The sequence below is a fragment of the Ruegeria sp. J8 genome, assembly GCF_056531925.1.
The window spans coordinates 237676-259199 of the sequence record NZ_JBQFMR010000007.1 but is presented as its reverse complement, the minus strand read 5'-3'; the positions used below and the strand labels follow the sequence as shown (position 1 = coordinate 259199).

29 protein-coding genes and 1 pseudogene are annotated in these 21524 nt (G+C 57.6%); 14 read left to right on the top strand and 16 right to left on the bottom strand.

All coding sequences use genetic code 11. The features are described 5' to 3' along the window. Positions 1–64 precede the first annotated feature (64 nt). Entirely contained in the window at positions 65–313 is a 249-nt protein-coding gene (locus ACR0L1_RS16315; protein WP_480859851.1) for a helix-turn-helix domain-containing protein, read from the bottom strand. A 112-nt stretch (positions 314–425) separates the two neighbouring features. Here ACR0L1_RS16315 and ACR0L1_RS16310 point away from each other — a divergent pair, with 112 nt between their 5' ends. Then, a complete protein-coding gene (locus ACR0L1_RS16310; protein WP_480536155.1) occupies positions 426–728 on the top strand; it encodes a hypothetical protein in 303 nt (100 codons plus the stop codon). 261 nt (positions 729–989) lie between these two features. On the opposite strand, the gene ACR0L1_RS16305 is transcribed toward ACR0L1_RS16310, so the two are convergent. Together ACR0L1_RS16305 and ACR0L1_RS16300 are read right to left on the bottom strand one after the other, a co-directional pair. Then, a complete protein-coding gene (locus ACR0L1_RS16305) occupies positions 990–1250 on the bottom strand; it encodes a DUF2312 domain-containing protein (protein ID WP_480859849.1) in 261 nt (86 codons plus the stop codon). Positions 1251–1407: 157 nt separating this feature from the next. Continuing rightward, positions 1408–1566 (bottom strand): annotated as a pseudogene (locus ACR0L1_RS16300) (DUF2312 domain-containing protein); the annotation flags it as partial. 163 nt (positions 1567–1729) lie between these two features. Between ACR0L1_RS16300 and ACR0L1_RS16295 the strand changes: the two are divergent. Further along, complete coding sequence (locus tag ACR0L1_RS16295; RefSeq protein ID WP_170770077.1) at positions 1730–1948, top strand: hypothetical protein; 219 nt, start codon at positions 1730–1732, stop codon at positions 1946–1948. Positions 1949–1957: 9 nt separating this feature from the next. On the opposite strand, the gene ACR0L1_RS16290 is transcribed toward ACR0L1_RS16295, so the two are convergent. Next, complete coding sequence (locus ACR0L1_RS16290) at positions 1958–2173, bottom strand: hypothetical protein (RefSeq protein ID WP_170770076.1); 216 nt, start codon at positions 2171–2173, stop codon at positions 1958–1960. 244 nt (positions 2174–2417) lie between these two features. Between ACR0L1_RS16290 and ACR0L1_RS16285 the strand changes: the two genes are divergently transcribed. The 4 genes from ACR0L1_RS16285 to ACR0L1_RS16270 are packed head-to-tail and all read left to right on the top strand — an operon-like array spanning position 2418 to position 4598. Beyond that, positions 2418–3281, top strand: coding sequence for an MBL fold metallo-hydrolase (locus tag ACR0L1_RS16285; protein ID WP_480859847.1), 864 nt, complete (start codon positions 2418–2420; stop codon positions 3279–3281). Between the two features lie 22 nt (positions 3282–3303). Beyond that, positions 3304–3726 carry a YeeE/YedE family protein gene (locus ACR0L1_RS16280; RefSeq protein ID WP_170790449.1) on the top strand — a complete coding sequence of 141 codons (423 nt, stop codon included), beginning with the start codon at positions 3304–3306 and terminating at the stop codon, positions 3724–3726. After that, complete coding sequence (locus ACR0L1_RS16275; RefSeq protein ID WP_480859845.1) at positions 3726–4157, top strand: DUF6691 family protein; 432 nt, start codon at positions 3726–3728, stop codon at positions 4155–4157. Before ACR0L1_RS16280 ends, ACR0L1_RS16275 begins: the two co-directional genes overlap by 1 nt. Before the next feature lie 9 nt (positions 4158–4166). Continuing rightward, entirely contained in the window at positions 4167–4598 is a 432-nt protein-coding gene (locus tag ACR0L1_RS16270; RefSeq protein ID WP_170790448.1) for a protein tyrosine phosphatase family protein, read from the top strand. Between the two features lie 9 nt (positions 4599–4607). Here ACR0L1_RS16270 and ACR0L1_RS16265 read toward each other — a convergent pair whose 3' ends face one another. The 5 genes from ACR0L1_RS16265 to ACR0L1_RS16245 all read right to left on the bottom strand — a co-directional run bounded on the left by ACR0L1_RS16265 (position 4608) and on the right by ACR0L1_RS16245 (position 10482). Further along, positions 4608–5681, bottom strand: a complete 1074-nt coding sequence (locus tag ACR0L1_RS16265) for a FliM/FliN family flagellar motor C-terminal domain-containing protein (protein WP_480859844.1) — start codon at positions 5679–5681, stop codon at positions 4608–4610. 73 nt (positions 5682–5754) lie between these two features. Then, the gene (locus tag ACR0L1_RS16260; protein WP_170790447.1) at positions 5755–8433 is read right to left on the bottom strand and encodes an ATP-binding protein; all 2679 of its coding nucleotides are present in this window, start codon (positions 8431–8433) and stop codon (positions 5755–5757) included. After that, positions 8421–8732: a hypothetical protein gene (locus tag ACR0L1_RS16255; protein ID WP_480859843.1), complete on the bottom strand. Its 312-nt coding sequence runs from the start codon at positions 8730–8732 to the stop codon at positions 8421–8423. Before ACR0L1_RS16255 ends, ACR0L1_RS16260 begins: the two co-directional genes overlap by 13 nt. Further along, complete coding sequence (locus ACR0L1_RS16250) at positions 8729–9109, bottom strand: response regulator transcription factor (protein ID WP_480859841.1); 381 nt, start codon at positions 9107–9109, stop codon at positions 8729–8731. Before ACR0L1_RS16250 ends, ACR0L1_RS16255 begins: the two co-directional genes overlap by 4 nt. Before the next feature lie 77 nt (positions 9110–9186). Beyond that, complete coding sequence (locus tag ACR0L1_RS16245) at positions 9187–10482, bottom strand: helix-turn-helix domain-containing protein (RefSeq protein WP_480859839.1); 1296 nt, start codon at positions 10480–10482, stop codon at positions 9187–9189. A gap of 177 nt (positions 10483–10659) precedes the next feature. On the opposite strand from ACR0L1_RS16245, the gene ACR0L1_RS16240 reads away from it, so the two are divergent. The 4 genes from ACR0L1_RS16240 (at position 10660) to aat (ending at position 13886) form a co-directional block, all read left to right on the top strand. Then, positions 10660–11196, top strand: a complete 537-nt coding sequence (locus ACR0L1_RS16240; RefSeq protein ID WP_170770066.1) for a LuxR C-terminal-related transcriptional regulator — start codon at positions 10660–10662, stop codon at positions 11194–11196. Positions 11197–11345: 149 nt separating this feature from the next. Continuing rightward, positions 11346–11846 carry an acetyl-CoA carboxylase biotin carboxyl carrier protein gene (gene accB / locus ACR0L1_RS16235; protein WP_170770065.1) on the top strand — a complete coding sequence of 167 codons (501 nt, stop codon included), beginning with the start codon at positions 11346–11348 and terminating at the stop codon, positions 11844–11846. 9 nt (positions 11847–11855) lie between these two features. Then, on the top strand, positions 11856–13205 hold the full coding sequence (gene accC, locus ACR0L1_RS16230) for an acetyl-CoA carboxylase biotin carboxylase subunit (protein WP_170782801.1): 1350 nt from the start codon (positions 11856–11858) through the stop codon (positions 13203–13205). 48 nt (positions 13206–13253) lie between these two features. Beyond that, the gene (gene aat, locus ACR0L1_RS16225; RefSeq protein WP_480859836.1) at positions 13254–13886 is read left to right on the top strand and encodes a leucyl/phenylalanyl-tRNA--protein transferase; all 633 of its coding nucleotides are present in this window, start codon (positions 13254–13256) and stop codon (positions 13884–13886) included. Here aat and ACR0L1_RS16220 read toward each other — a convergent pair. The 6 genes from ACR0L1_RS16220 to ACR0L1_RS16195 all read right to left on the bottom strand — a co-directional run bounded on the left by ACR0L1_RS16220 (position 13841) and on the right by ACR0L1_RS16195 (position 17589). Next, positions 13841–14209, bottom strand: a complete 369-nt coding sequence (locus tag ACR0L1_RS16220) for a DUF2155 domain-containing protein (RefSeq protein WP_170770062.1) — start codon at positions 14207–14209, stop codon at positions 13841–13843. The two genes, aat and ACR0L1_RS16220, sit on opposite strands and share 46 nt — an antisense overlap. Continuing rightward, on the bottom strand, positions 14209–14658 hold the full coding sequence (mlaD, locus tag ACR0L1_RS16215; RefSeq protein ID WP_170770061.1) for an outer membrane lipid asymmetry maintenance protein MlaD: 450 nt from the start codon (positions 14656–14658) through the stop codon (positions 14209–14211). Before mlaD ends, ACR0L1_RS16220 begins: the two co-directional genes overlap by 1 nt. Positions 14659–14670: 12 nt before the next feature. Then, positions 14671–15054, bottom strand: coding sequence for an NADH:ubiquinone oxidoreductase subunit NDUFA12 (locus ACR0L1_RS16210; protein ID WP_170770060.1), 384 nt, complete (start codon positions 15052–15054; stop codon positions 14671–14673). 79 nt (positions 15055–15133) lie between these two features. Continuing rightward, the gene (locus tag ACR0L1_RS16205) at positions 15134–15493 is read right to left on the bottom strand and encodes a RidA family protein (RefSeq protein WP_480859833.1); all 360 of its coding nucleotides are present in this window, start codon (positions 15491–15493) and stop codon (positions 15134–15136) included. A 62-nt stretch (positions 15494–15555) separates the two neighbouring features. Continuing rightward, positions 15556–16821, bottom strand: a complete 1266-nt coding sequence (gene clpX / locus ACR0L1_RS16200) for an ATP-dependent Clp protease ATP-binding subunit ClpX (RefSeq protein ID WP_170770058.1) — start codon at positions 16819–16821, stop codon at positions 15556–15558. Between the two features lie 135 nt (positions 16822–16956). Further along, positions 16957–17589 (bottom strand): ATP-dependent Clp protease proteolytic subunit, encoded by a 633-nt coding sequence (locus ACR0L1_RS16195; protein ID WP_170770057.1) that lies wholly within the window; start codon positions 17587–17589, stop codon positions 16957–16959. A 320-nt stretch (positions 17590–17909) separates the two neighbouring features. On the opposite strand from ACR0L1_RS16195, the gene ACR0L1_RS16190 reads away from it, so the two are divergent. Continuing rightward, positions 17910–18251: an ArsR/SmtB family transcription factor gene (locus ACR0L1_RS16190; RefSeq protein ID WP_170790441.1), complete on the top strand. Its 342-nt coding sequence runs from the start codon at positions 17910–17912 to the stop codon at positions 18249–18251. 7 nt (positions 18252–18258) lie between these two features. On the opposite strand, the gene ACR0L1_RS16185 is transcribed toward ACR0L1_RS16190, so the two are convergent. After that, positions 18259–19380, bottom strand: coding sequence for a zinc ABC transporter substrate-binding protein (locus tag ACR0L1_RS16185; RefSeq protein WP_480859832.1), 1122 nt, complete (start codon positions 19378–19380; stop codon positions 18259–18261). Positions 19381–19473: 93 nt separating this feature from the next. On the opposite strand from ACR0L1_RS16185, the gene ACR0L1_RS16180 reads away from it, so the two are divergent. The 3 genes from ACR0L1_RS16180 to ACR0L1_RS16170 are packed head-to-tail and all read left to right on the top strand — an operon-like array spanning position 19474 to position 21487. Further along, the gene (locus ACR0L1_RS16180) at positions 19474–19953 is read left to right on the top strand and encodes a Fur family transcriptional regulator (RefSeq protein ID WP_480502737.1); all 480 of its coding nucleotides are present in this window, start codon (positions 19474–19476) and stop codon (positions 19951–19953) included. Beyond that, positions 19950–20693 carry a metal ABC transporter ATP-binding protein gene (locus ACR0L1_RS16175; protein ID WP_480859830.1) on the top strand — a complete coding sequence of 248 codons (744 nt, stop codon included), beginning with the start codon at positions 19950–19952 and terminating at the stop codon, positions 20691–20693. Before ACR0L1_RS16180 ends, ACR0L1_RS16175 begins: the two co-directional genes overlap by 4 nt. Continuing rightward, positions 20693–21487 carry a metal ABC transporter permease gene (locus tag ACR0L1_RS16170; RefSeq protein ID WP_480859828.1) on the top strand — a complete coding sequence of 265 codons (795 nt, stop codon included), beginning with the start codon at positions 20693–20695 and terminating at the stop codon, positions 21485–21487. Before ACR0L1_RS16175 ends, ACR0L1_RS16170 begins: the two co-directional genes overlap by 1 nt. Positions 21488–21524 lie beyond the last annotated feature (37 nt).

Below are 21524 nucleotides of genomic sequence, written 5' to 3'. Positions count from 1 at the left end.
CGCCCTTCCAGAAGCAAAACTCGTCGGATGCTACCCAGCAACAACCTTCAGATATCCGAAACCGCTAAACGTCGCTCACATCCTTTTCAATTTCCGCCATAAGTTCAGTCATGGTTAGACCAAGCGAAACACTCAAAAAGTACAAGGTCTCCAATGTCGGTTGGTGACGGCCGGATTCCATCAGAGAGACATACTGCATGCTTCTGTTCGCCTGCGCGGCCAGCTCTTGCTGCGAGAGCTTCTTCGCGATCCGATGTCGACGCAAAACTCTGGAAAATGCTGCTAGTAGTTGGTCTTCTGGTGCGTGCCCCATGTTTTGACAAATCACGCACACACCGCTAGGCGTCTATACAGTATACTTTGAATCTCAGAATATTGTCCGTCGATTTCTGAGGCAGGCGATATGAACGAATAGGATACGTTTCATGAAAGAAGACGTTCACTTGTCAGAAAGTCAGATGAGCGAAATACTTGATAAGCTCGAGGCAAGACTCATGCGGAGAACGGCACGAGACCAAGGACAGATAGTTTTTGTCAAACCGAGGCTAAACGGCGATGAAAACCCGGCTCAATCAATGGGTAGGCCAAAATCACAATACACTGGGCAGCTACATTTATCTGTTCTGAAAGAGGACGAAATCTGGTTCAAAAAAACAGCGCAAGCCAACGATCTTCAATACGGAAAGTTTGTTTCGTGTCTCCGCAAACTTTTTGAGATCTATGGGTAATCCTCTAGCAAAACCACGCTTTGACTATTAGAAATATTGAGGGGTGCCGACGAAAACGAATGCCGCTCGTAAGCGAAGAACCTACCAATCCTAAAATACTACGGCGCACAACAAATCGCCGCGCCGCCTGCTAGGTCTGCGGTATTTGAGGTCTCCGCCTTATCTATCCGCGTTCTGTTTCTATGCTTGGCCAGCGAAGCGCTTGCAAACACGTAGCCTTCAGCTACGTGTCCAAAACAGCGCTTAAACCAAGATACGGTATTAGCTCATACCCAGAGCTTCCTTGTACATCTCCAAAACCGCTTCTTCCTCAGCGATGTCGTCTTTATCGCGCTTGCGCATGGCGATCAGCTTTGTGAGCACGCGAACATCGTAGCCTCTACCACGAGCTTCGGCTTTGACTTCTTTGACCTGATCAGCGAGGTCCTTTTTTTCGGCCTCCAGTCGTTCAATGCGCTCTACAAACTGACGTAATTCGCCTGCCGTTACACGGTAATTTTCCGTTTGTGCTTCTTCGTCCAAGAACCAGACCCTTCTATTAGTTGCTTTCCGCTATTTGCGTGAAAGAAACAATTATCCTTTGTCCCCCAAGCGCTACACTCAGGGAAGTCATTACGTCACGTGTGCCTTAGCTAACCATTTGATTTTCAACTAAGGTCACACAAAAATGGGGGTAATAGTATCCGCGGGCCTTGGCTTCGGCCATAACCTCTTTCTGCTGCTCTGCGATGTCTTTTTTCTCGGCATCCAGACGCTCGAACCGCTCGATAAATTGGCGCAGTTCTCCGGCGGTCACGCGGTAATTGGCGGTGGCCTGGTCTTCGGTCATATCTTCCATCTACGTCTCTCCCAGAGGTTGCGGTCCTGCCGCGGTGGCAGCGGCAATATGCCGGATACATCGCACCCGCCGGCGCCGCAAGCGGTCAATCGCAGGCCGGGCTTGTGCGCCACAATGCGATCCGGTAAGCGCAATGCGCATCAGCAAAAGATTGCGAGGCCAAATGTTCGAACTCATCACCTGGGGCGGAGCCGCCCTGTCGCTTGCCGGTCTCCTGGGGCTGGTCTGGTGTATCCTGCGCGTGATGAAGGCCCGCAAATCGGGCCTGTCTGATGATGAACTGCGCGCCGTTGTTCAGGGGGTTCTGCCGTGGAATCTGGCATCCCTGTTTTTGTCGGTCCTGGGCCTGATGCTGGTGATCCTGGGAATTTCGTTCAGCTAAACCTGTACGTCATACTGGCAAGTTGTCGAACTGCGCTTCCATTGCATCTTCGCAAAGGGCCGCATCCAGGCGACGCAGCCGCGATGGCACGTGAACGCCCTGCTGGCGCATCCGATCGATTACCTTTGTAACGCTAGGCTGCAAGGCCAGACGAGTTTCCAGACAGGCACCCTGCAACTTTTCTTCCAGTTGCGCGGCTTCGGAATACAAATTGCTTGTAGACATCGTCATCCTCCCAAATGCTGTCTGACTACACCCATATAGGTAACTGTTTTAAGACTAGCTGATCCACGCCCGCGGTCGCGCATAAACTTGCCGTTACGTAAGGCAAAATCGGCGGCGAATTGCGGAACGATTAAAGTCTAGTCGATTTCCGGCTAATCTGCCTTGACAGGCATCAAGTCACGCAAGCTTGATTGCGATATATTCCAGACTTACTATATAAAGAGAAAGACAAGCGGAGGGCAAGATGACACCCAAGGTCAAGGCATTTTTCGACACCGATACATTCACGGTGTCTTATCTGGTGCAAGAACCCGAAGGCACAGCCTGCGCGATTATCGACAGCGTTCTGGATTTCGACCATGCCTCGGGTCGCACGAGCACCAGTTCAGCCGACGAGATCATCAGCCATGTCCGCGCCAACGGGCTGAAGGTCGAATGGATTTTGGAAAGTCATGTCCATGCCGACCACCTGTCGGCTGCGCCTTACCTTCAGCAGGAACTGGGTGGGAAAATTGGCATCGGCGACCAGATCGTCACCATTCAGGAAACCTTCGGCAAAATCTTCAACGAAGGGACCGAGTTTCAGCGCGATGGCAGCCAATTCGACGCCCTGTTCCGCCAAGGCGACAGTTTTCACATCGGCCAGATGCGGGGTGATGTCCTGCATACGCCCGGCCACACTCCGGCTTGCATGACCTATGTGATCGGCGATGCAGCTTTTGTCGGCGATACCCTGTTCATGCCCGATTTCGGAACCGCGCGCTGTGACTTTCCCGGTGGGTCCTCGGAGGTCTTATATGACTCGATTCAAAAGATCCTTTCCCTGCCCGACGAGACTCGGATCTTTGTTGGTCACGACTACAAAGCCCCCGGCCGCGATGAGTTCGCGTGGGAAACCACCGTGGGCGAACAAAAGGCGCTGAACGTGCATATCGGTCAGGGCCGCCCGATCGAAGAATTCGTCGAGATGCGGGATGCGCGCGATGCGACCCTGGGAATGCCGCGTCTGATCCTTCCTTCCCTTCAAGTCAACATGCGGGCCGGCCAGATGCCACCAGCGGACGAAAAAGGCGATTTTTTTCTGAAGGTTCCACTGAACAAGCTGTAACGATCCGTCGAAAGGGCAAACAATGCAAACGGAATGGATTTGGGGATTTGGCGGCGGCCTGATGATCGGGCTGGGCGCTGCCATTTACCTGTTGGGTAACGGTCGCATCATGGGGGCCAGCGGTATTTTAGGCGGGCTGATCGACGGCTCGGACCGTACAAAGGAGCGACTGGCCTTTATCGCAGGACTTGTCGGAATGCCCCTGATTCTCAGCCTGCTTCTATCTCCCGCGCCCGCGACACATCTGACAGGCAATCTCTCGGTCGTCATTATTGCGGGCCTGCTGGTTGGGGTCGGCACTCGGATCGCCAATGGCTGCACGTCGGGGCATGGGGTTTGCGGCATCTCCCGGTTTTCGCTGCGCGGCATCGTGGCGACGGTAATTTATATTGGCGCCGGTGCCGTAATCTTGGTGTTCCTGCGCCACCTGCTGGGGTTGATCTGATGCGTATGGTGATTTCCCTCTTTGCAGGGTCCCTTTTCGGCGCGGGGCTGCTTTTGTCGGGCATGACCGACACCACCAAAGTTCAGGGTTGGTTGGACATTTTCGGAAATTGGGACCCGACGCTGGCCTTTGTGATGGGCGGCGCGATCGTGCCCATGTTCTTTGCCTGGCGACTGGCCGAGCACCGCCGCCCGTTGACTGGCGGGACGTTTCCGGCCCCATCCGCTCCCGAGCTTGACCGCAACCTGATCATCGGCTCGGTTATGTTCGGGATGGGTTGGGGGCTGTCGGGCCTGTGCCCCGGACCGGCCATTGCGTCGATCTCATATGGGGGAGTTGGCGGGATTGTGTTCCTTCTTGCGATGATTGCGGGGATGTATGCGGCCCCTGCGGTGGGGTCGAAACTGGACAGGGCGGCCAACGCGGCCTAATCAAACAGGATGGAGATTCGCCCCATCACCCCCCGCTACGCCGTCTCGCCGCAAATCACGGTCGAGGATGTCCCAGCCATTGTCGATGCAGGTTTCGTGAAGGTTATCTGCAACCGCCCGAATACTGAGGTGCCGGTCGATATGCAGTCTGACGCAATCGGTCAGGCTGTTCGGGCGGCAGGGCTGGAATATGAGGTTCTGGAACTGACCCACCAGACGATGACGCCGGAAAACGTGACCCGTCAGCGTGACCTTGCCGAAAACTGCACCGGGCCGGTTCTGGCCTATTGCGCCTCTGGCACGCGATGCTCGGTTGTCTGGGCCTTGGGACAATGTGACCGGATGAGCACCGATGACATTCTAGAGGCCACAACCAAGGCGGGTTACGCACTGGAGAACCTGCGCCCGACGCTGGACCAAATTCGCGGCTCGACAGACTGATCTACCGCTTTACCCAAATGCATCCGGGTTGTTTTCCAAACCAGCGAGTTTGGAAATTTCGGCGGCGATCTGATCAGAGTCGTTGAATTCCAGTGTCTCTGCTGTCAGATCGGGCGCCTTTATAGAGGGCTGACTTTCTTGCCTCGCTGTTTCTGCGTGGTGAGGTTGCTCGGTGGCCAACCGGGCTTCCAGAAACTCTTCGGTATTGGCCAGTGCTGGCAGTGGTGCATATTCATTTAACCGCACTGCTCGCATCCCGCCACATTGGCCCAATCGTCCGACCGCGGCACGGGTGCGATCTATGGTCAGAACCTCGGCCCGATCCAACCGGGAGGCGGTAAGCGGCAATACATCGCCCGCCGAGAGCCCCGACAATGCAGCCAGCGGCAGGGTCATTCGGCAAATCACCGTGTTCAATTCGGCCCGCACAACCCCGGTTGCCTGCTCCAGGCTCGGCCCCGAGGGGTCTTCTGGCACAATTTCAGCATCCGTGCCCGCCCGCTCGGGCAAAAGCAGTGCAATATGGCCCTGACGCAACCCGCCACTCAATTCGACCGTCAGATCAAAGGTCAAATATGCGTCCTCAACCATGGCCAGGGACAACGATCGCATATCAGCAAGACGGGCTTTGAATTCATAGCCGGTTAGGCCAGGCTGGCCGCCAGTGGGATCGGCTAAAGCATCGGCGCGACGCAGTGCCTCTTCGACCATTGGCGCGACCATGGCGGCATCCGTGTCTGTGAACGAACGACCGGAAGGAGGGTCAGGCATGACCTCTCCGATCGTTTGCACCTGAAGGATGGCCGATACCACCCCGATATCCATACATACCGCTGCCGCGACCCCATCGGGATCTGAGAAGCGCAACAACAACCAATCGTCGCCTGCAAAATCGCCCAGTACATCCGGAGATCTTGCTGACTGCTTCGCCCCGATGACTGAAAGAGGTAAGTTCAACCGATCCCCCGCGGCGCGGGCAAACCCCAGCCGAAAAGCGCGCAGGGCAGAACGAGGGCCATCCCCCTGCCCTTCTTGCCCGACCGAGAGTTTGCGCGCCAACACCGCGTTGACCGGTTGTGCCATAGCCTAAACCGCCAATTTACTTCACCTTCTCTGGTCTAACCCAGCGGCGGTTACCAATGTCTTTACAAAAAAGCTATTGCGCGGCCTGCCGATAGGCCAACGGCACGCGAACGCGGAACGCTGCGCCGCCTTGACCGGGCAAGTAGGTGATCTCTCCGCCAAGGCGCTGCATGATTTCCCGGCAGATCGCCAGACCCAATCCCGCCCCGCCGGCTTTGTCACCGCCGATCCGAGCGAATTTCTCGAACACCATCGACTGCGCCTCGGGAGGAATGCCGCTGCCGTTATCGGTGAAATCGACCACGACTTGTCCCCCTACATCATGGGCGGAAATCGTCAGAACCGGCTCATCCGCGTCGCAATACTTCTGGGCGTTCGTGATCAGATTGATGAAGACCTGCCCCAGACGGTCAAGATCAGTATGGAGCGGCAGGCGTTCAGACGCGATTGAACGCCGAACGGTCAAGGTATGGCTTCCTCCGGCCAAAGCGCTGGAAACAGCCCGATCCAGCACGGACCGCAACGTATCGCCACCCATGTTCAAACTGACCCGACCGCTTTCCAGAACGCTGAGGTCCAACAAATCGTCCAGCAGCCGCGTCAGGCGCAGCGCCTCGTCATGGATGATGGCGGCATAGCGCGTCTGTTCCTGGACGCTCAGCCCGTCCGTGTCGCGCATGATCTCGGAAAACGCCCGGATCGAGGTCATGGGGGTGCGCAATTCATGGCTGACCTGGCTGAGGAAACTGTCTTTCTGCTCTGAGATTTGGGTCAGCTTGGTATTGGCCTCGCGCAGTTGCCGTGCAGTGCGGCTGAGTTCGGCTGACTTCACCTCAAGCTGGCTGGAATATTCCAACAATTGCGCCGATTCGTCGGCCACCGCCAGCAGGTCTTCGACCGAAACCGACGAGCCTCCCACGATCTGACCGATCATCGCGTGGGCCGTCGCCGCCCCGACCGAACCGCTCAGTTCCCGTTCCAGCCGCTCCAGAAAGGCAGGTGTCGGCTCGGGTAGGCGCGTGCGGCCACCCTGTTGTTGGGCTTCGGCCTGAAAGAATTCCTGCGCAGGACCGGCCCCCAGAATCCGCTGGGTCATGATCATCAGGTCTTCGCTTTGTGCGACCGATCCACTCCAGCCACGTGGGGCAACGGAATGGTCAAATACATTGACGAATTGCGCGCCCTGCAACCGTTCCAGCGGGCTGGGAAAGCTCAGCAGCGAAGCCACGCAGAACGCCACCGTGTTCAACGACAGCGACCACATCACCGCGTGGACCATTGGATCCATGCCCTCGATCCCGAACAGCGCCTGCGGGCGTAACCAGCCCAGCCCGAAAGGTCCGTGCTGCAAGACGCTGTCGGTCATCAGGACACCGCCCATTCCGGGCAGCAACAACGTATATATCCAAAGCAGAAACCCGGTCGTCAGCCCCACAAGCGCGCCCGTCCGCGTGGCCCCTCTCCAGAACAACCCGCCGACCAAAGCGGGTAAGATTTGCGAAATTCCGGCAAAAGCCACCAACCCGATTGACGCAAGCGCCGCTCCTCCTCCTGACAATCGGTAATAATAGTACCCAAACGCCATGATCACCGCGATAGACACGCGTCGCGCCATCAAAACAACGTTGCGCACATCGCCCGAGACAGGTCCGCCCCCTTCCTGCGTGCTAAGCCAAATGGGCATGACCAAATGGTTCGACACCATAGTCGACAGCGCCATGGCGGTGACGATCACCATGGATGTGGCCGACGAAAATCCTCCGATAAATGACAGCATGGCCAGCCATTCATTGCCCTGCGACAGCGGCACCGTCAGCACAAACAGATCGGGGTTCGAGCCGTCGGGCAACAGGTCAAGCCCGACCACGGCGATCGGCACCACGAACAGGCTCATCAACAGAAGATACAGCGGAAAGGCCCAGGCGGCAGTCCTCAGATGCGCTTCATCTGCGTTCTCAACGACCATGACCTGAAACATGCGGGGCAGACAAACAAAGGCCGCGGCGGACAGAAAGACAAAGGTTGTCCAGCGACCGGCATCGACGTTCCACTGACCTATCTCCGAGGCGTCAATACGGTCCATCATTGGCGCGACACCGCCGGCAATGCCCCAGACAACAAAGATGCCCACCGCCAGAAGCGCAAAAAGTTTGACGACGGATTCAACCGCAATTGCAGTGACCACGCCGTGGTGGCGCTCGTTGGCGTCCAGATTTCGCGTTCCAAACAAAATGGCGAAAACAGCCAGCCCTGCCGCAACCCAAAACACGCTTGATCCTTCGCGGTAAAGCCCTGTGGGGTCGGCCTCGGCAAAGATCGAAAAGGATAGTGTGATGGATTGCAGTTGCAGCGCGATATAAGGCGTGCCGCCTAGCACAGCCAGTATGGTCACGCCGATTGCCAGCGTGTTCGACTTGCCATACCGGGACGAGATCAGGTCGGCGATTGACGTCACCCGCTGACTGCGCCCCACCCGCACCAGTTTGCGTAAACCCCACCACCAACTGATCATCACCAGCGTGGGGCCAAGATAGATCGTAACGAATTCCAGCCCCGAGCGGGCAGCATTGCCTACAGCGCCGTAAAAAGTCCAGGCAGTACAATAGATTGACAGAGACAGCGTATAGATCAGAGGTGAGCGCAACCACGCACCCTTGCCTGCCGCCGCCAACCGGTCCGCCGCAAAAGCGACGCCAAACAACAGCACGACATAGCCCAGACAAACAAGGATTAGAACGTTCAGCGTTGCCATTTGTCCGCATCCGATTCGGCGTCATCTCGGCTAGCGCTGCGCCTAGCTGCGAAGCCAAAGATCAAGCTGACCCCGATCAGCAGGCCCCAGCAAAAGAAAATGTAGAACATGGCCGAGGACAGGGGCACACCGTTGCCGCCTTCGGATTCCGGCCAAAGCAACGGAATGGCGATCAGCGCGGCCCCCAGAATCGGAAGCAGTCGCGCGGCGTCCATCAGCCGGCGGCGGCGGTAACTCTGGCGTTCCAGAAACAGCGAAGGCCGAACGCCCGGAGGCTGTCGATCCCCGCCGTAGCTCATGATTGCGTGGCCTGAGCGTGCAAGTCGCGTACGGCTGTCAGCACCTCGGCATTGGAAAACGGCTTAGTCATAAAGCGGTTGACCCCAGCATTTTCAGCCATCTCGCGGTCGCGCGATTGCCCGCGTGCGGTCAGCATCAAAACCGGCAAGCTGCGCATATCGTCCAGTTCGCGCAGGTCACGCAGAATGTCCATGCCACTTTTGCCCGGCAACATGACATCAAGAATCACCAGATCAGGCTGTGCGCCCTGGATCACCTCGATCGCGTCCGTCCCTTCCGAGTGCGTTTCGACCTGCCAACCCTCACGCGTCAACAGGAACCGAATGGCCTCGGCAATGTTGGGCTCATCCTCAATCAACAGAACCTTGCGGCTCATTTGTCGTATTCCTCCCCGAGACGGATCATCCATCCACAAACCGTCAGCGCCAGCTTACGCCGTCTGTCGGGAAACTGTCAAAAACCTTCGCTCAGAATCGATGGTTCGCGGCGCGACGCGCAATCGTCGTTGGGGCACACCCGGCAACTGGGACCTACACGTGCGACGGCCTGATCACTGGGCTGACCCTCTTCAACCGACCGGACCAACATGACCGAATGGTAAACAGGCGCATCATCGTAGCCTGCGACCCCTTGCGGCCACGCGTAGGCAAAGCAATCGAACTCGGCAGCCGAGCGACCAAGCTGCACGATCCGGCGACGGATCGGAACCAGAGGGCGATTCAGCGCCTGAAACAGGGGCCAAAGGGGGCAGGCCTCGCCAAATCGGGGCATTGCGAAGCCCGGAACGGATTTGGTGAACAGGATGCTGCCGGATGCATCGCAAATAACCAGCCCTGTCGGTCGCCGCAGCACGCCTTCGGGCAAAGCCGCAAGTCGCCGCAGGACGGTCGCGATATCCACGTTGAATTGAGCAGCCAGTTTCAGCGGGTCTGGCTCTGCACCGTCCAGCACCGCTTTCACCGCGTCCAAAGGCATAGCACGTGCATCGGTTGCATAGACGTCAAGAAACCCGCGGGTCACAGTCCGGGCCGCCGTCGAACCAAAACCGCTCAGGTCCAAGTCTGCAGGGTCCGCACCAGCCTCGATCTCGGGGAAATGATGGTCGTGACGTTCAAAGAACGCCTCAACATCTTCCAGCGGCACCCCGCGCCGATCATCGGTGGTTTCGGTGTCGTCCAGGTAAGCCACCAGCGATTTGGAGCTATCTGCCAACCTCTCCGCATCCTGGTGAAGGTTGCGGTGGAATCGATCCTGCCAATCAGGCTCAATCTCATGTGTTTCAGCCAGAATGGCAGCTGTGGACCGAATCGCGGCGGCGGTCGACAGCACCTCGTGCATCGAGGCCGCCAAATGCGGGTCATGGGTCAGACGGTCGGACAGGGTTTCAACGGTGCGTTCCAGCGAAACCACCCGGCGGTGCATCTGCGCCAGAACCCCCGCCCAACCGGGAAACCGCCCAGCAAATTCCTCAAGCGCATCAACCTCAGCCTGCTGACCAACTGCGTCTACCGCAGCCTCACGCAGGGCCGAGATTAGGGTGGCTTCGATCCCCTGCGTCAAGACCGAAGGCTCAACCGACAGAGCCGCCGCAATATCGACCAGCAATTTCCCCCCGATCCGGCGGCGATTATGTTCGATCAGGTTCAGGTAAGAAGCCGAAATACCCACACGGCGCGCCAGTTCGGCCTGACGTAGACCGGCGATCTGACGCCTTTCGCGGATTCGACTTCCTGTCAGCGCGTCCCTCATAGCTGCACTTTCCCTGTCATTGTTCGTGGAATTTTCGGAACTCTTGATATATTTCTATTACTTATAGTCAAATTTTCCCACCATCTTTACAACCTTAACAAAATCACAGGTCAAGCCAGGAACATATTCCCGGCCTTCCCCCTTCTCATCCCACTAAAATCCCGGCACCATAGCGGGATGAGCGACCCCGCCTTCGAATATGCCCCAATCGGCCTTGTCGAGCTGGAGAACCGGATCATCCGACGGTGCAACTTGCAATTCGCCCGCACCTTTGGCGGGGAAGAATTCGAGTACCGCAATATGCCTCTGCTGCACCTTTACCCCTCGGTCGCGGATTGGGAACGGATTGGCGCGCGCAGCCTTCAAGTGATGCGTGACACAGGATATTACACGGACGAACGGGTCATGCGGCGGCGTAATGGCGACCTGTTCTGGTGCCGTGCACGCGGTCGGTCCCTAACGCCGGACGACCCATTCCGGCATGGAATCTGGAGTTTTTCCGACATCTCGGAAGAACGCCCCTTGGTCGAGTTGACCACGCGCGAGCGCGAGGTCGCGATCCTGTCCTGCCGTGGCCTGTCCGCCAAGGAAATCGGCGTGGAACTGGGCCTGAGTTACCGCACCATCGAGGCCTACCGTGCCCGGCTGCTGGAGAAATTCGGAGCGCGAAAACTACCGGAATTGGTAGCGAAACTTTCTGGAATGCCGCTCTAGGTTTATTTCCCTACCGAAAACTTAACCAAACCCGGTTCAGACAGGCCGAGACGCGCTTTTCATGGCTGGACGCATAGATTATAACGCTGCGTAATCAGATCAAAGCCCGCAACTCACAGACGGGCCAAGGGGAACCGTCGAGGACACTCATGACAGACACTAAACACGAAGCGGATGTGGCATTCATCAAGGCTCTTGCCGAATTGCTACGCGAAAACGACCTGACCGAGTTGCAGGTCAAACGCGAATATGGCGAAGAAGACAGCCTGAACGTGCGCGTCAGCCGCATGAACCAAGCCGCAGCCGCTCCTGTTCAGGTTGCCGTCCCGGCAGCAGCCCCCGCTGCTGCCCCAGCAGCCGCACCTGCTGCTGCTCCGGCCGAAGCCCCTGCGGCAGCCGAAGACCCCGCCAGCCACCCCGGTGCCGTAACCTCGCCCATGGTGGGCACCGTTTACATGCAGCCCGAACCGGGCGCGCCTGCCTTTATCTCGGTCGGTGCGTCGGTGTCCGAGGGCGACACGCTGCTGATCGTGGAAGCGATGAAAACCATGAACCACATCCATGCGCCGAAATCCGGCACCATCAAGCGTATTTTGGTGGGCGACGGCGACGCTGTGGAATTCGGCACGCCTCTGGTCATCGTTGAGTAAGGCGGGCCCATGTTCGACAAAATCCTGATTGCCAATCGAGGCGAGATCGCCCTGCGCGTCATCCGCGCCGCGCGCGAGATGGGGATTAAGACGGTCGCCGTGCATTCGACAGCCGACAGCGACGCGATGCATGTGCGCATGGCAGACGAGTCGGTTTGCATCGGCCCTCCGCCCAGCCCGCAAAGCTATCTGTCCGTGCCCGCTATCATCTCAGCCTGCGAGATCACCGGCGCGCAGGCGATCCATCCCGGCTATGGCTTCCTTTCCGAGAATGCCGAGTTCGTGCAGATCGTAGAAGATCATGGCATAACTTTCATCGGCCCGACCGCCGAACATATCCGCGTCATGGGTGACAAGATCACCGCCAAGGACACGATGAAAGAACTGGGCGTGCCTTGCGTTCCGGGTTCCGACGGCGGCGTCCCCACGCTGGAAGACGCCAAACGTATCGGCGAAGAATTCGGCTATCCCGTCATCATCAAAGCCACCGCCGGTGGCGGCGGACGCGGCATGAAAGTCGCGATGAACGCGGATGAGATGGAAAGCGCCTTCATGACCGCGCGTGCCGAAGGCAAGGCTGCCTTTGGCAATGACGAGGTCTATATCGAGAAATACCTTACCACGCCCCGCCATATCGAGATTCAGGTCTTTGGTGATGGCAAGGGCAATGCCGTCCATCTGGGCGAACGCGATTGTTCCCTGCAGCGCCGCCACCAGAAAGTGTTTGAAGAGGCCCCCGGGCCATGCATCACCCCCGAGGAACGCGCCAAGATCGGCAAGGTCTGCGCGGACGCGGTGGCCAAGATCAACTATATCGGCGCTGGTACAATCGAGTTCCTGTACGAAAACGGCGAGTTCTATTTCATCGAAATGAACACCCGCCTGCAGGTGGAACACCCGGTGACCGAGGGCATTTTCGGCGTCGATCTGGTGCGCGAGCAAATCCGCGTGGCGGCCGGCGAAGACATGTCGTTTGGTCAAGACGATCTGGAGATCAATGGCCACGCCATCGAAGTTCGGATCAACGCGGAAAAGCTGCCCAACTTCTCGCCCTGCCCCGGCAAGATCACAGCGTATCACGCGCCGGGTGGTCTGGGCGTACGGATGGATTCGGCGCTCTATGACGGCTATTCGATCCCGCCCTACTACGACTCGTTGATTGCCAAGCTGATCGTACAGGGCCGCGACCGGGCCGAGGCGCTAGCGCGTCTGGAACGTGCCTTGGGCGAGCTGATCGTGGACGGGATCGACACCACCGTGCCTCTGTTCCACGCCTTGCTGCAAGAGCCTGATCTTCACAGCGGTGACTACAACATCCACTGGCTGGAGCACTGGCTTGCGGAGAACATGGCCGATTAACACAACCCGGTCGAAGGGCCTTGGCCTTTCGACCGCGGGACGTCCTGCATGAGCCTCTCGCCGGAACTTTTGCTACATGGCTATTCCGTCGGCATTTTTCCGATGGCCGAGCACCGCGACGACCCGGAGTTGTTCTGGGTCGATCCCAAGTTTCGCGGCGTGCTTCCGCTGGACGGGTTTCACATTTCTCGCAGTCTGGCGCGGCGGATGCGCAAATGCGGATTCTCGATCAGCATCAATCAAGACTTCGCTTCGGTGGTCGATGGCTGTGCCGACCGCGCAGATACGTGGATCAATAGCGAATTGCACCGGCTCTACCAACAGCTTCACCGCTCGGGCCATGCGCATTCACTGGAGGTGTGGGACGAATCCGCGTTGGTTGGCGGCGTCTATGGCGTGACCCTTGGCGCAGCTTTCTTTGGTGAGAGCATGTTTTCCCGCCGTACGGATGCGTCGAAAATCGCGTTGGCCTATCTGATTGACCGGCTGCGAAGAACCGGATTCCAGCTATTCGACACGCAGTTTTTGACAGCGCACTTGGCCTCTCTGGGCGCGATTGAGATACCGCGCGTGCAATACCGGCAGGAACTGGAAGAGGCAATCAAACTTGAGGCTGACTTTGTCGCGGCTTTGGATCAATCCGCCGAAGGCGTGATACAACGGATGACCCAGACGTCATAGCGCGCGTGATCCAGGGCGTTCAACGCCGGAGCTGTCGCAATCATCCAACCGTCAAACAGTTGATCTGTCTTACCATTTTCCCAAATCGTCAGATAGGCAAAAGCGTCACCGGTCGGGTTCTCGGCCGGATATCGGCAGTCGCCCAAGGCAACATCCAAACCAAAGATTGCCTCGGTCTGACCATTTTGCATCTGGATATCCACGGTCTGGCCGCTGACTTTGTCCAACCCGCGCAACATCGCGCCCGGCCCGGATTGGACCTTTTGCTGGGCCGAAACGCCCGTTGCGGTCAACAATGCCGCGACAAGGGCTGCGCGTCGCATCAGCTGCCGTCCCCGGCAACGAATTTGACCAGCAAAGAGATCAGGCTGACCGCGCCCTGCGTGTCGGTAACTTCGTCACCCGGCTCAAAATAAAAGGGCGAACCACCAGGCATTACCTCAACGAAGTTGCCGCCCAGCAGCCCTTCGGAGGAAATCACGATCGCGCTGTCATCAGGCACCAGAATGCCGTCCGATATCGAAAAGGTTGTATCTGCGCGGTAGGTATCGGAATTTAGGGTTACCCCCGTCACAGTTCCGATTTTAACCCCGGCAAGGCGCACATCTGTCCCTACGCCCACGCCCTCCAGCGACCGGAACGAGGCCCCCAGTTCGTACCCTGTACCGCCCTGCGACAGGCCGGTGGATTGACTGGCATAGATGCCAAACGCAACGGCACAGGCTAAAACAGCGCCGCCAACTAGGACTTCGGTTACGTTATAGCTCGACATAAATTGCCTCGTTTATTCGGGGCTCCAGGCCTCGTAATCGGAACGTTCAATCGGGTCCGGGCGGCGCAGCGACCCAGCCGGTGCATATGCCAGCGCCGAGCCCGTCAGGTTTTCCTGATGCGGTTTTTCCCATGATTTATGCGCCAGCGGCTTGTCGGTCGGTGGTTCATCCCACGTGCGGTGCAGCCAACCGTGCCAGTCAGGATCAATGCGGCTGGCTTCGGCCTCACCATTGAAGATCACCCAGCGCTTGCTGTCATCGGCGTTGCGATAAAAGACGTTACCCTGGTCATCTTCGCCAACCTTCTCACCCTTGCGTGCAGTATAGATCTGCGTGTTCAAGGTCGCCCCGTTCCACCAAGTCACGGCTCGCAAGAGATTGTTCAGGATACCCATGGGCTGCCTCCGGCAATTCTGTTTCCGCAGATATGGACCAAAGGCGCGCCAAGGTCCAGTCTCACAAGGATCACACCTGTCATTCCGGCAGATATGCGGTCACTTCGATTTCAATCCGGTATTTCGGGTCGATCAACCCACATTCGATCATCGTTGCCGCCGGTGGGTTCGCGCCGAATGTCTCGCTCAGGATTGGCCAGCAGAGTTCGAACTCGGCCTTGTCAGGCAACATGTACGTCACGCGGACCACGTCAGCAAACCCAGCTCCGGCCTCAGCCAGCGCCTTTTCAATGATCGTCAACGCCGAACGGCACTGCTCGACCACGTCATTGCCTTGCCCGACTGTGCCCGCAACATGGACCCAGCCACCTGCAACAACAGCCCGGCAATATCCGAGTTTGGCTTCAAACTCACCACCGGACGAAATACGTTTGATCATTCCTGCGCCTCACAAGAAAACGGCGCGGAAAACCGCGCCGTATGTGTTTGAAATTAAGCGGTTTACCCGGCTGACGCAGATTCCGCTGCATCCGCATAGATGATGAGCGGTTGCGACTCTGAGGTCACGGCCTCTTCGTTGACCACAACTTCGGTCACGTTTTTCAGACCTGGAAGTTCGAACATCGTATCCAGCAGGATATCTTCCAGGATCGAGCGCAGACCACGTGCCCCGGTTTTCCGTTCGATCGCCTTCTTGGCAATCGCCTTAAGTGCGTCATCGGTAAAGGCCAGCTCGGCATCTTCCAGCTCGAACAGACGCTGGTATTGCTTGACCAGCGCGTTCTTGGGCTTGGTCAGGATCGTAACCAGAGCATCCTCGTCCAGATCCTCAAGCGTTGCCAGAACCGGCAGACGGCCAACGAATTCCGGGATCAAGCCGAATTTCAACAGATCTTCGGGCTCAAGATCTTTGAAGATCTCGCCAACGCCCCGGTCATCATTGTCACGCACATCAGCACCAAAGCCCATGGCCGAACCTTTGCCGCGCTGCGCGATGATCTTGTCCAGACCCGCAAATGCGCCACCGCAGATGAACAGGATATTCGTGGTGTCCACCTGCAGGAATTCCTGCTGCGGATGCTTGCGTCCGCCCTGCGGCGGAACGCTGGCCACTGTGCCTTCCATCAGTTTCAGAAGCGCTTGCTGCACGCCCTCACCCGATACGTCGCGGGTGATCGAGGGGTTTTCGGACTTGCGCGTGATCTTGTCGACTTCGTCAATATAGACGATGCCGCGTTGCGCACGCTCGACATTGTATTCCGACGCTTGCAGCAGTTTCAGAATGATGTTCTCGACATCCTCGCCCACATACCCGGCTTCGGTCAGGGTCGTCGCATCCGCCATGGTGAAGGGCACATCCAGAATACGCGCCAGCGTCTGGGCCAGCAGCGTCTTGCCGCAGCCGGTCGGGCCGATCAGCAGAATGTTGGACTTCGCCAGCTCAATATCGCTGCCCGCTTTCTGAGCATGGTTTAGACGTTTGTAGTGATTGTGAACCGCAACCGACAGAACGCGCTTGGCGGTGGCCTGACCGATCACGTAATCGTCTAGAACCTCGCAGATATCCTTGGGCGTCGGCACCCCGTCGCTGGACTTCAGGCCACTGGCCTTGGTCTCTTCGCGGATGATGTCCATGCACAGTTCGACGCATTCGTCACAGATGAATACTGTGGGTCCGGCAATCAGCTTGCGCACCTCATGCTGGCTCTTGCCGCAAAAGCTGCAATAGAGCGTATTTTTGCCGTCGCCGCCTGAATTCGTCGCCATGTTATACCTTTCGGGCTTCGTCTCTGCGGCCCCGCCCGGGGCCGCGTTTGCCGCTTGTTGGTGCAGCTTAGGCCACCACCGGGGCGGCTACAATCTCAAAAATGTACCCAACGTGGTCAACACGGGCACAGATTCCTACGCGTCGTCCCCGTCCATTTTTGCACGATTTTCGACGATTTCGTCGATATGGCCCCATTCTTTTGCTTCTTCCGGGCTCATGAAATTGTCACGGTCCAGCGCCTTTTCAACCGCCTTTTTTGTCTGTCCTGTATGGCGCACGTAAATGTCATACAGACGATCCTTCAGCTTTTGCGTCTCGGCCGCGTGGATCATGATATCGCTGGCCTGACCCTGATAACCACCGCTGGGCTGGTGCACCATGATCCGGCTGTTGGGCAGCGAAAAGCGCATCCCCTTCTCGCCCCCGGCCAGCAGAACCGACCCCATCGAGGCCGCCTGACCGATCACCAATGTCGAACATTTCGGCTTGATATACTGCATTGTGTCGTAGATCGACAAACCGCTGGTCACAACGCCGCCGGGCGAATTAATGTAGATCGAGATTTCCTTGTTCGGGTTCTCGGCCTCAAGATGCAGCAACTGGGCCACGATCAAATGGCTCATCCCGTCATGGATCGGGCCGTTGATGAAAATGATCCGCTCTTTCAGAAGGCGCGAGAAAATATCATAGGCGCGTTCACCACGGCTTGTCTGTTCGACCACCATGGGGACGAGCGTATTCATATAGGTATCAACGGGATCGAACATACGGAACCTGCCTGCTTTGCTATGGATCGGGACAATACCCGAAGAAACGTTACCCGAGTCTTAGTGCTGCCACTGAGGGGCTGCAAGGGGGGCCAAAGACTTCTGTATCTTCTTGTGCAAATGAGACCGTTCGGACTCGAAAAACACGCATCTTGCACACAGAGCCTCACAATCATGTGCAAGCATTATCCCATCACGTCATTTTGATTCATGCATATGGGGGCAATTGGTCAAAATACAGGCAGACGGCCTCCGCACAGCGGAGATCATTGAAAATCGAAAACACTCGCCCGTCGACCGGGCCCTCAAGGAAAATATAAATGGCACTGCCCCAGATTTCACAGGATATGTCACCTCAGAACCTCGAACAGATCGCGGGGAACGCAACGGACGCGTCGAACTTCCTGAAAGCCATTAGCCACGAAGGGCGGCTGATGATCTTGTGCCATTTGGTCTCTGGCGAAAAATCGGTCACCGAACTGGAAGAACTTTTGTCGGCGCGACAAGCCGCAGTGTCCCAACAACTGTCTCGCCTGCGTCTTGAGGGGCTGGTCGCGCCCCGACGCGAGGGCAAGGCGATCTTCTACCGTTTGGCAGATGATCGCCCCCGCCGGATGCTGGAACTTGTTTACGAGCTGTTTTGCACCGAAGAAGCAGCCTAAGCGCGGCTCAGGACCCGCTGGCACAATTCACGTAACCCTGTGCCATCCCCAATAGCATCGCCGAGTAATGATCGGTTCCGGGGGTGACGTCGACGCCAAGCGGGTCCAATTCATAAACTCCGGCCCCAGAACCTTCGATCGCTGTCTCGACAAGGCGCGTGTCGTATTGAGGTTCGGCGAAGGCACATTGGATTGAATCCTCTGCTACCTTCTCTTGCAGCGCGGCCAGTCGCGCAGGCCCAGGGTTGGACGCGTCGCCGAGACTTACGGAGCCAGATGTTTGCAGTCCAAAGCGGTTTTCGAAATACTGATAGGCGTCGTGGAACGTAATAAACCGGTGATCCTGCATCCCAGCGATTTTAGTAGCGATCTGGGCTTCCAACTCAAGCAGCTCCGCTTTGGCGCGCGCTGCATTTTCCCTGTAAATGGCGGCGTTCTCAGGGTCTGACGTGGCCAGCGCCTCAGCAATGACATGGACCCAAACACGCCCGTTTGCAGGGTCGAGCCAAGCGTGCGGGTCGACGCCTTCATGATCGTGACCATGGTCATCATGGCCTGCGTGCTCGTCATGATCTTCGTCTTGGCTGGCGTGGTCATCATGATCTTCATGCGCCGCGTGCTCATCATCTTTGTCATGACCGTCATGATCGTCATGCCCCACATGTTCTTCATGATCTTTGTGATCGTCATGCCCGGCGTGATCGTCATGTTCTTCGTGTTCATCATGCGAATCGTGACCATCGTGGCCCGCATGGTCATCATGATCGTCGTGAACATCTGCAACCACGTCGCGGAATTCATACAGCACTGTACCTTCCGAATCCAACAACGTGACGAGGCGCGCATCGCCCGATAGCGCAGCCAGCGGCTTCTCCATCCATGGTGTTAGCTCTTCGCCGACCCAGAACACGACATCGGCAGATTGTAACGCCCGCGCCTCGGATGGGCGCATGGCGTGGTTATGCGGCGAAGATCCAGCCGGGATGATCAGCGCCGGCTCTCCAACACCGTTCATGACCTGCGCGACCAACGAATGAACAGGCGCAATATCCGTCGCTACTTTAGGCGGCTCGGCGACCGCCTGACTTGCCAACACAGAGCCCACAGCACAAAGAACTGACCGTCGCATATTTACCCTCGAGTGATATGTTATTACATTTCTTGGTCGCTTGATATGCCCGACGTTATAACATATCAAGCCAAAAATAATTCGGAGCACCGGATGAGCACCGTCGGTTTCAGACAGCACGATCACGCCCATTGCGTACATACCGCCCTCGCCCAAGCTGAGGCGAAATGCAAAGCAAAACGTTTGCAATTTACGCCAGTTCGACGGCGGGTTCTTGAGATTTTGCTGGAAAAACACAAGGCTATGGGTGCTTATGACATCCTGGCCGTGCTGGCTGCGGAAGGCATGGGGTCACAACCCCCCGTGGCCTATCGGGCACTGGATTTTCTGGTGCAACACGGCTTTGTCCACCGCATTGAGCAGCTCAATGCTTATGCAGCATGCGCGCACCCCACCCATGATCACGTACCAGCCTTTTTGATTTGCCGATCTTGCAAAGCGGTCGCCGAAACCGAAACCGAACTGACGCAGGGCCGTCTGGGCGTTGCCGCAAACACATCCGGCTTTCAAATCGAACGCGTCGTGGTCGAGGCTGAAGGCCTGTGCCCGGAATGTATTGGAACACAGGCGTGACGACCCCACTGATCACTCTCAAGGACCTGACGATCCGGGTGGATGGGCGCACAATTCTGGAAAACGTCAACGCATCGGTGTCCGAGGCTGAGATCGTGACGATTGTCGGTCCTAACGGATCGGGCAAGTCAACATTGTTGCGCGCCATGATCGGTGCGATCCCGCCAGCAGAAGGAACAGTCCACCGTGCGCCAAACCTGAGCATTGGATATGTCCCTCAGAAATTGGCGTTGGATGCGGCCCTGCCGATGACCGTTCAGCGTTTCCTCGGCCTACCCCGACGGGTCCCGGCACAAGAGGCTGTTCAGGCCCTTGAATTGGCTGGTGTACCGGATCTCAGAAACCGGCAAATGACCAATCTGTCCGGCGGGCAGTTCCAGCGTGTCCTTCTGGCCCGCGCCCTTTTGGAGAAACCCCAAGTGCTTCTGCTGGATGAGGCCACGCAAGGGTTGGATCAACCGGGCGCCGCGGCCTTTTACCAAAGGATCGAGCAGGTGCGCCGCGATATCGGCTGCGCAGTCGTCATGGTCAGTCACGATCTGCACGTGGTCATGGCGGCCTCGGACCGGGTTCTGTGCCTGAACGGACATATCTGCTGTGAAGGGTCGCCGCGAACGGTTGCTGATGCGCCTGAATACCGTGCGCTGTTCGGCAGTGGCACCAAGGGGACCATGGCGCTCTACCAGCATCAGCACAGTCATTCGCATGACCATGATCACTCGCATGATGAGGCACATTGATGCTGGATGACTTCATGGTGCGCGCAGCGCTGGCTGGTGTTGGCGTGGCGTTTGCCGCGGCCCCTTTGGGTTGTTTCGTCGTTTGGCGCCGAATGGCTTATATGGGAGAAGCCACGGCCCATGCCTCGGCCCTTGGGGTCGCGCTGTCGCTTGCTTTCTCGCTTCCGCTTCTGCCCGCGATCCTGGCCTCGGCCCTTACCATGGGTTTGGCCGTAACGTTGTTGCGCGGCAAAGGTTTTGCCATGGACACTTTGCTGGGCGTCATCGCACATACCGCGCTGGCGGCAGGACTGGTGACGGTGGCGCTGTTGTCAGATGTACGTCTTGACCTGAACGCTTTTCTGTTTGGCGACATTCTGGCCGTGACCAAAGGGGACCTTGCCACCATCTGGATCGGAGGAGCGCTGATCCTGACAGTGATGACACTCAGGTGGTCTGCTTTGCTGGTCGCCACGCTGAACCCCGATCTGGCCTATGCATCAGGCATCGACCCCAAACGCGAGGAGCTTTGGCTGACCCTCGCCATGGCGCTGGCCGTTGCAGTCGCAATCAAAGTGGTTGGCATCCTGCTGATCGCCGCACTGTTGGTCATTCCGGCAGCCGGGGCGCGGTCGCTGGTCAAAACCCCGGAAAGCATGGCTGTTTTCGCCGCCGTGATCGGGTCCCTCGCCGCTTTGGGTGGGCTCGGCGGTGCCTATCTGGCCGACACACCGGCGGGTCCCAGCATCGTCTGTGCCGCCGCTATAATCTTCCTGCTGACCGCGCTTTTTGGCCCTTTCATCCGCAAGGACTGATTCCGCTGCAAAACGCTGGTTTCGCTTTTGAAAAACT

Bases quoted from the DNA above. Each gene is read 5' to 3' on its own strand.
- ACR0L1_RS16190 (WP_170790441.1), top strand. From the start codon at position 17,910: ATGGCACTGCCCCAGATTTCACAGGATATGTCACCTCAGAACCTCGAA.
- ACR0L1_RS16280 (WP_170790449.1), top strand. From the start codon at position 3,304: ATGCAAACGGAATGGATTTGGGGATTTGGCGGCGGCCTGATGATCGGG.
- ACR0L1_RS16245 (WP_480859839.1), bottom strand. From the start codon at position 10,482: ATGAGGGACGCGCTGACAGGAAGTCGAATCCGCGAAAGGCGTCAGATC.
- clpX (WP_170770058.1), bottom strand. From the start codon at position 16,821: ATGGCGACGAATTCAGGCGGCGACGGCAAAAATACGCTCTATTGCAGC.
- ACR0L1_RS16255 (WP_480859843.1), bottom strand. From the start codon at position 8,732: ATGAGCTACGGCGGGGATCGACAGCCTCCGGGCGTTCGGCCTTCGCTG.
- ACR0L1_RS16275 (WP_480859845.1), top strand. From the start codon at position 3,726: ATGCGTATGGTGATTTCCCTCTTTGCAGGGTCCCTTTTCGGCGCGGGG.
- ACR0L1_RS16240 (WP_170770066.1), top strand. From the start codon at position 10,660: ATGAGCGACCCCGCCTTCGAATATGCCCCAATCGGCCTTGTCGAGCTG.
- ACR0L1_RS16185 (WP_480859832.1), bottom strand. From the start codon at position 19,380: ATGCGACGGTCAGTTCTTTGTGCTGTGGGCTCTGTGTTGGCAAGTCAG.
- mlaD (WP_170770061.1), bottom strand. From the start codon at position 14,658: ATGTCGAGCTATAACGTAACCGAAGTCCTAGTTGGCGGCGCTGTTTTA.
- ACR0L1_RS16295 (WP_170770077.1), top strand. From the start codon at position 1,730: ATGTTCGAACTCATCACCTGGGGCGGAGCCGCCCTGTCGCTTGCCGGT.
- ACR0L1_RS16285 (WP_480859847.1), top strand. From the start codon at position 2,418: ATGACACCCAAGGTCAAGGCATTTTTCGACACCGATACATTCACGGTG.
- ACR0L1_RS16180 (WP_480502737.1), top strand. From the start codon at position 19,474: ATGAGCACCGTCGGTTTCAGACAGCACGATCACGCCCATTGCGTACAT.
- aat (WP_480859836.1), top strand. From the start codon at position 13,254: ATGAGCCTCTCGCCGGAACTTTTGCTACATGGCTATTCCGTCGGCATT.
- ACR0L1_RS16270 (WP_170790448.1), top strand. From the start codon at position 4,167: ATGGAGATTCGCCCCATCACCCCCCGCTACGCCGTCTCGCCGCAAATC.
- ACR0L1_RS16260 (WP_170790447.1), bottom strand. From the start codon at position 8,433: ATGGCAACGCTGAACGTTCTAATCCTTGTTTGTCTGGGCTATGTCGTG.
- ACR0L1_RS16290 (WP_170770076.1), bottom strand. From the start codon at position 2,173: ATGTCTACAAGCAATTTGTATTCCGAAGCCGCGCAACTGGAAGAAAAG.
- accC (WP_170782801.1), top strand. From the start codon at position 11,856: ATGTTCGACAAAATCCTGATTGCCAATCGAGGCGAGATCGCCCTGCGC.
- ACR0L1_RS16210 (WP_170770060.1), bottom strand. From the start codon at position 15,054: ATGGGTATCCTGAACAATCTCTTGCGAGCCGTGACTTGGTGGAACGGG.
- ACR0L1_RS16310 (WP_480536155.1), top strand. From the start codon at position 426: ATGAAAGAAGACGTTCACTTGTCAGAAAGTCAGATGAGCGAAATACTT.
- ACR0L1_RS16195 (WP_170770057.1), bottom strand. From the start codon at position 17,589: ATGTTCGATCCCGTTGATACCTATATGAATACGCTCGTCCCCATGGTG.
- accB (WP_170770065.1), top strand. From the start codon at position 11,346: ATGACAGACACTAAACACGAAGCGGATGTGGCATTCATCAAGGCTCTT.
- ACR0L1_RS16265 (WP_480859844.1), bottom strand. From the start codon at position 5,681: ATGGCACAACCGGTCAACGCGGTGTTGGCGCGCAAACTCTCGGTCGGG.
- ACR0L1_RS16170 (WP_480859828.1), top strand. From the start codon at position 20,693: ATGCTGGATGACTTCATGGTGCGCGCAGCGCTGGCTGGTGTTGGCGTG.
- ACR0L1_RS16220 (WP_170770062.1), bottom strand. From the start codon at position 14,209: ATGCGACGCGCAGCCCTTGTCGCGGCATTGTTGACCGCAACGGGCGTT.
- ACR0L1_RS16250 (WP_480859841.1), bottom strand. From the start codon at position 9,109: ATGAGCCGCAAGGTTCTGTTGATTGAGGATGAGCCCAACATTGCCGAG.
- ACR0L1_RS16205 (WP_480859833.1), bottom strand. From the start codon at position 15,493: ATGATCAAACGTATTTCGTCCGGTGGTGAGTTTGAAGCCAAACTCGGA.
- ACR0L1_RS16315 (WP_480859851.1), bottom strand. From the start codon at position 313: ATGGGGCACGCACCAGAAGACCAACTACTAGCAGCATTTTCCAGAGTT.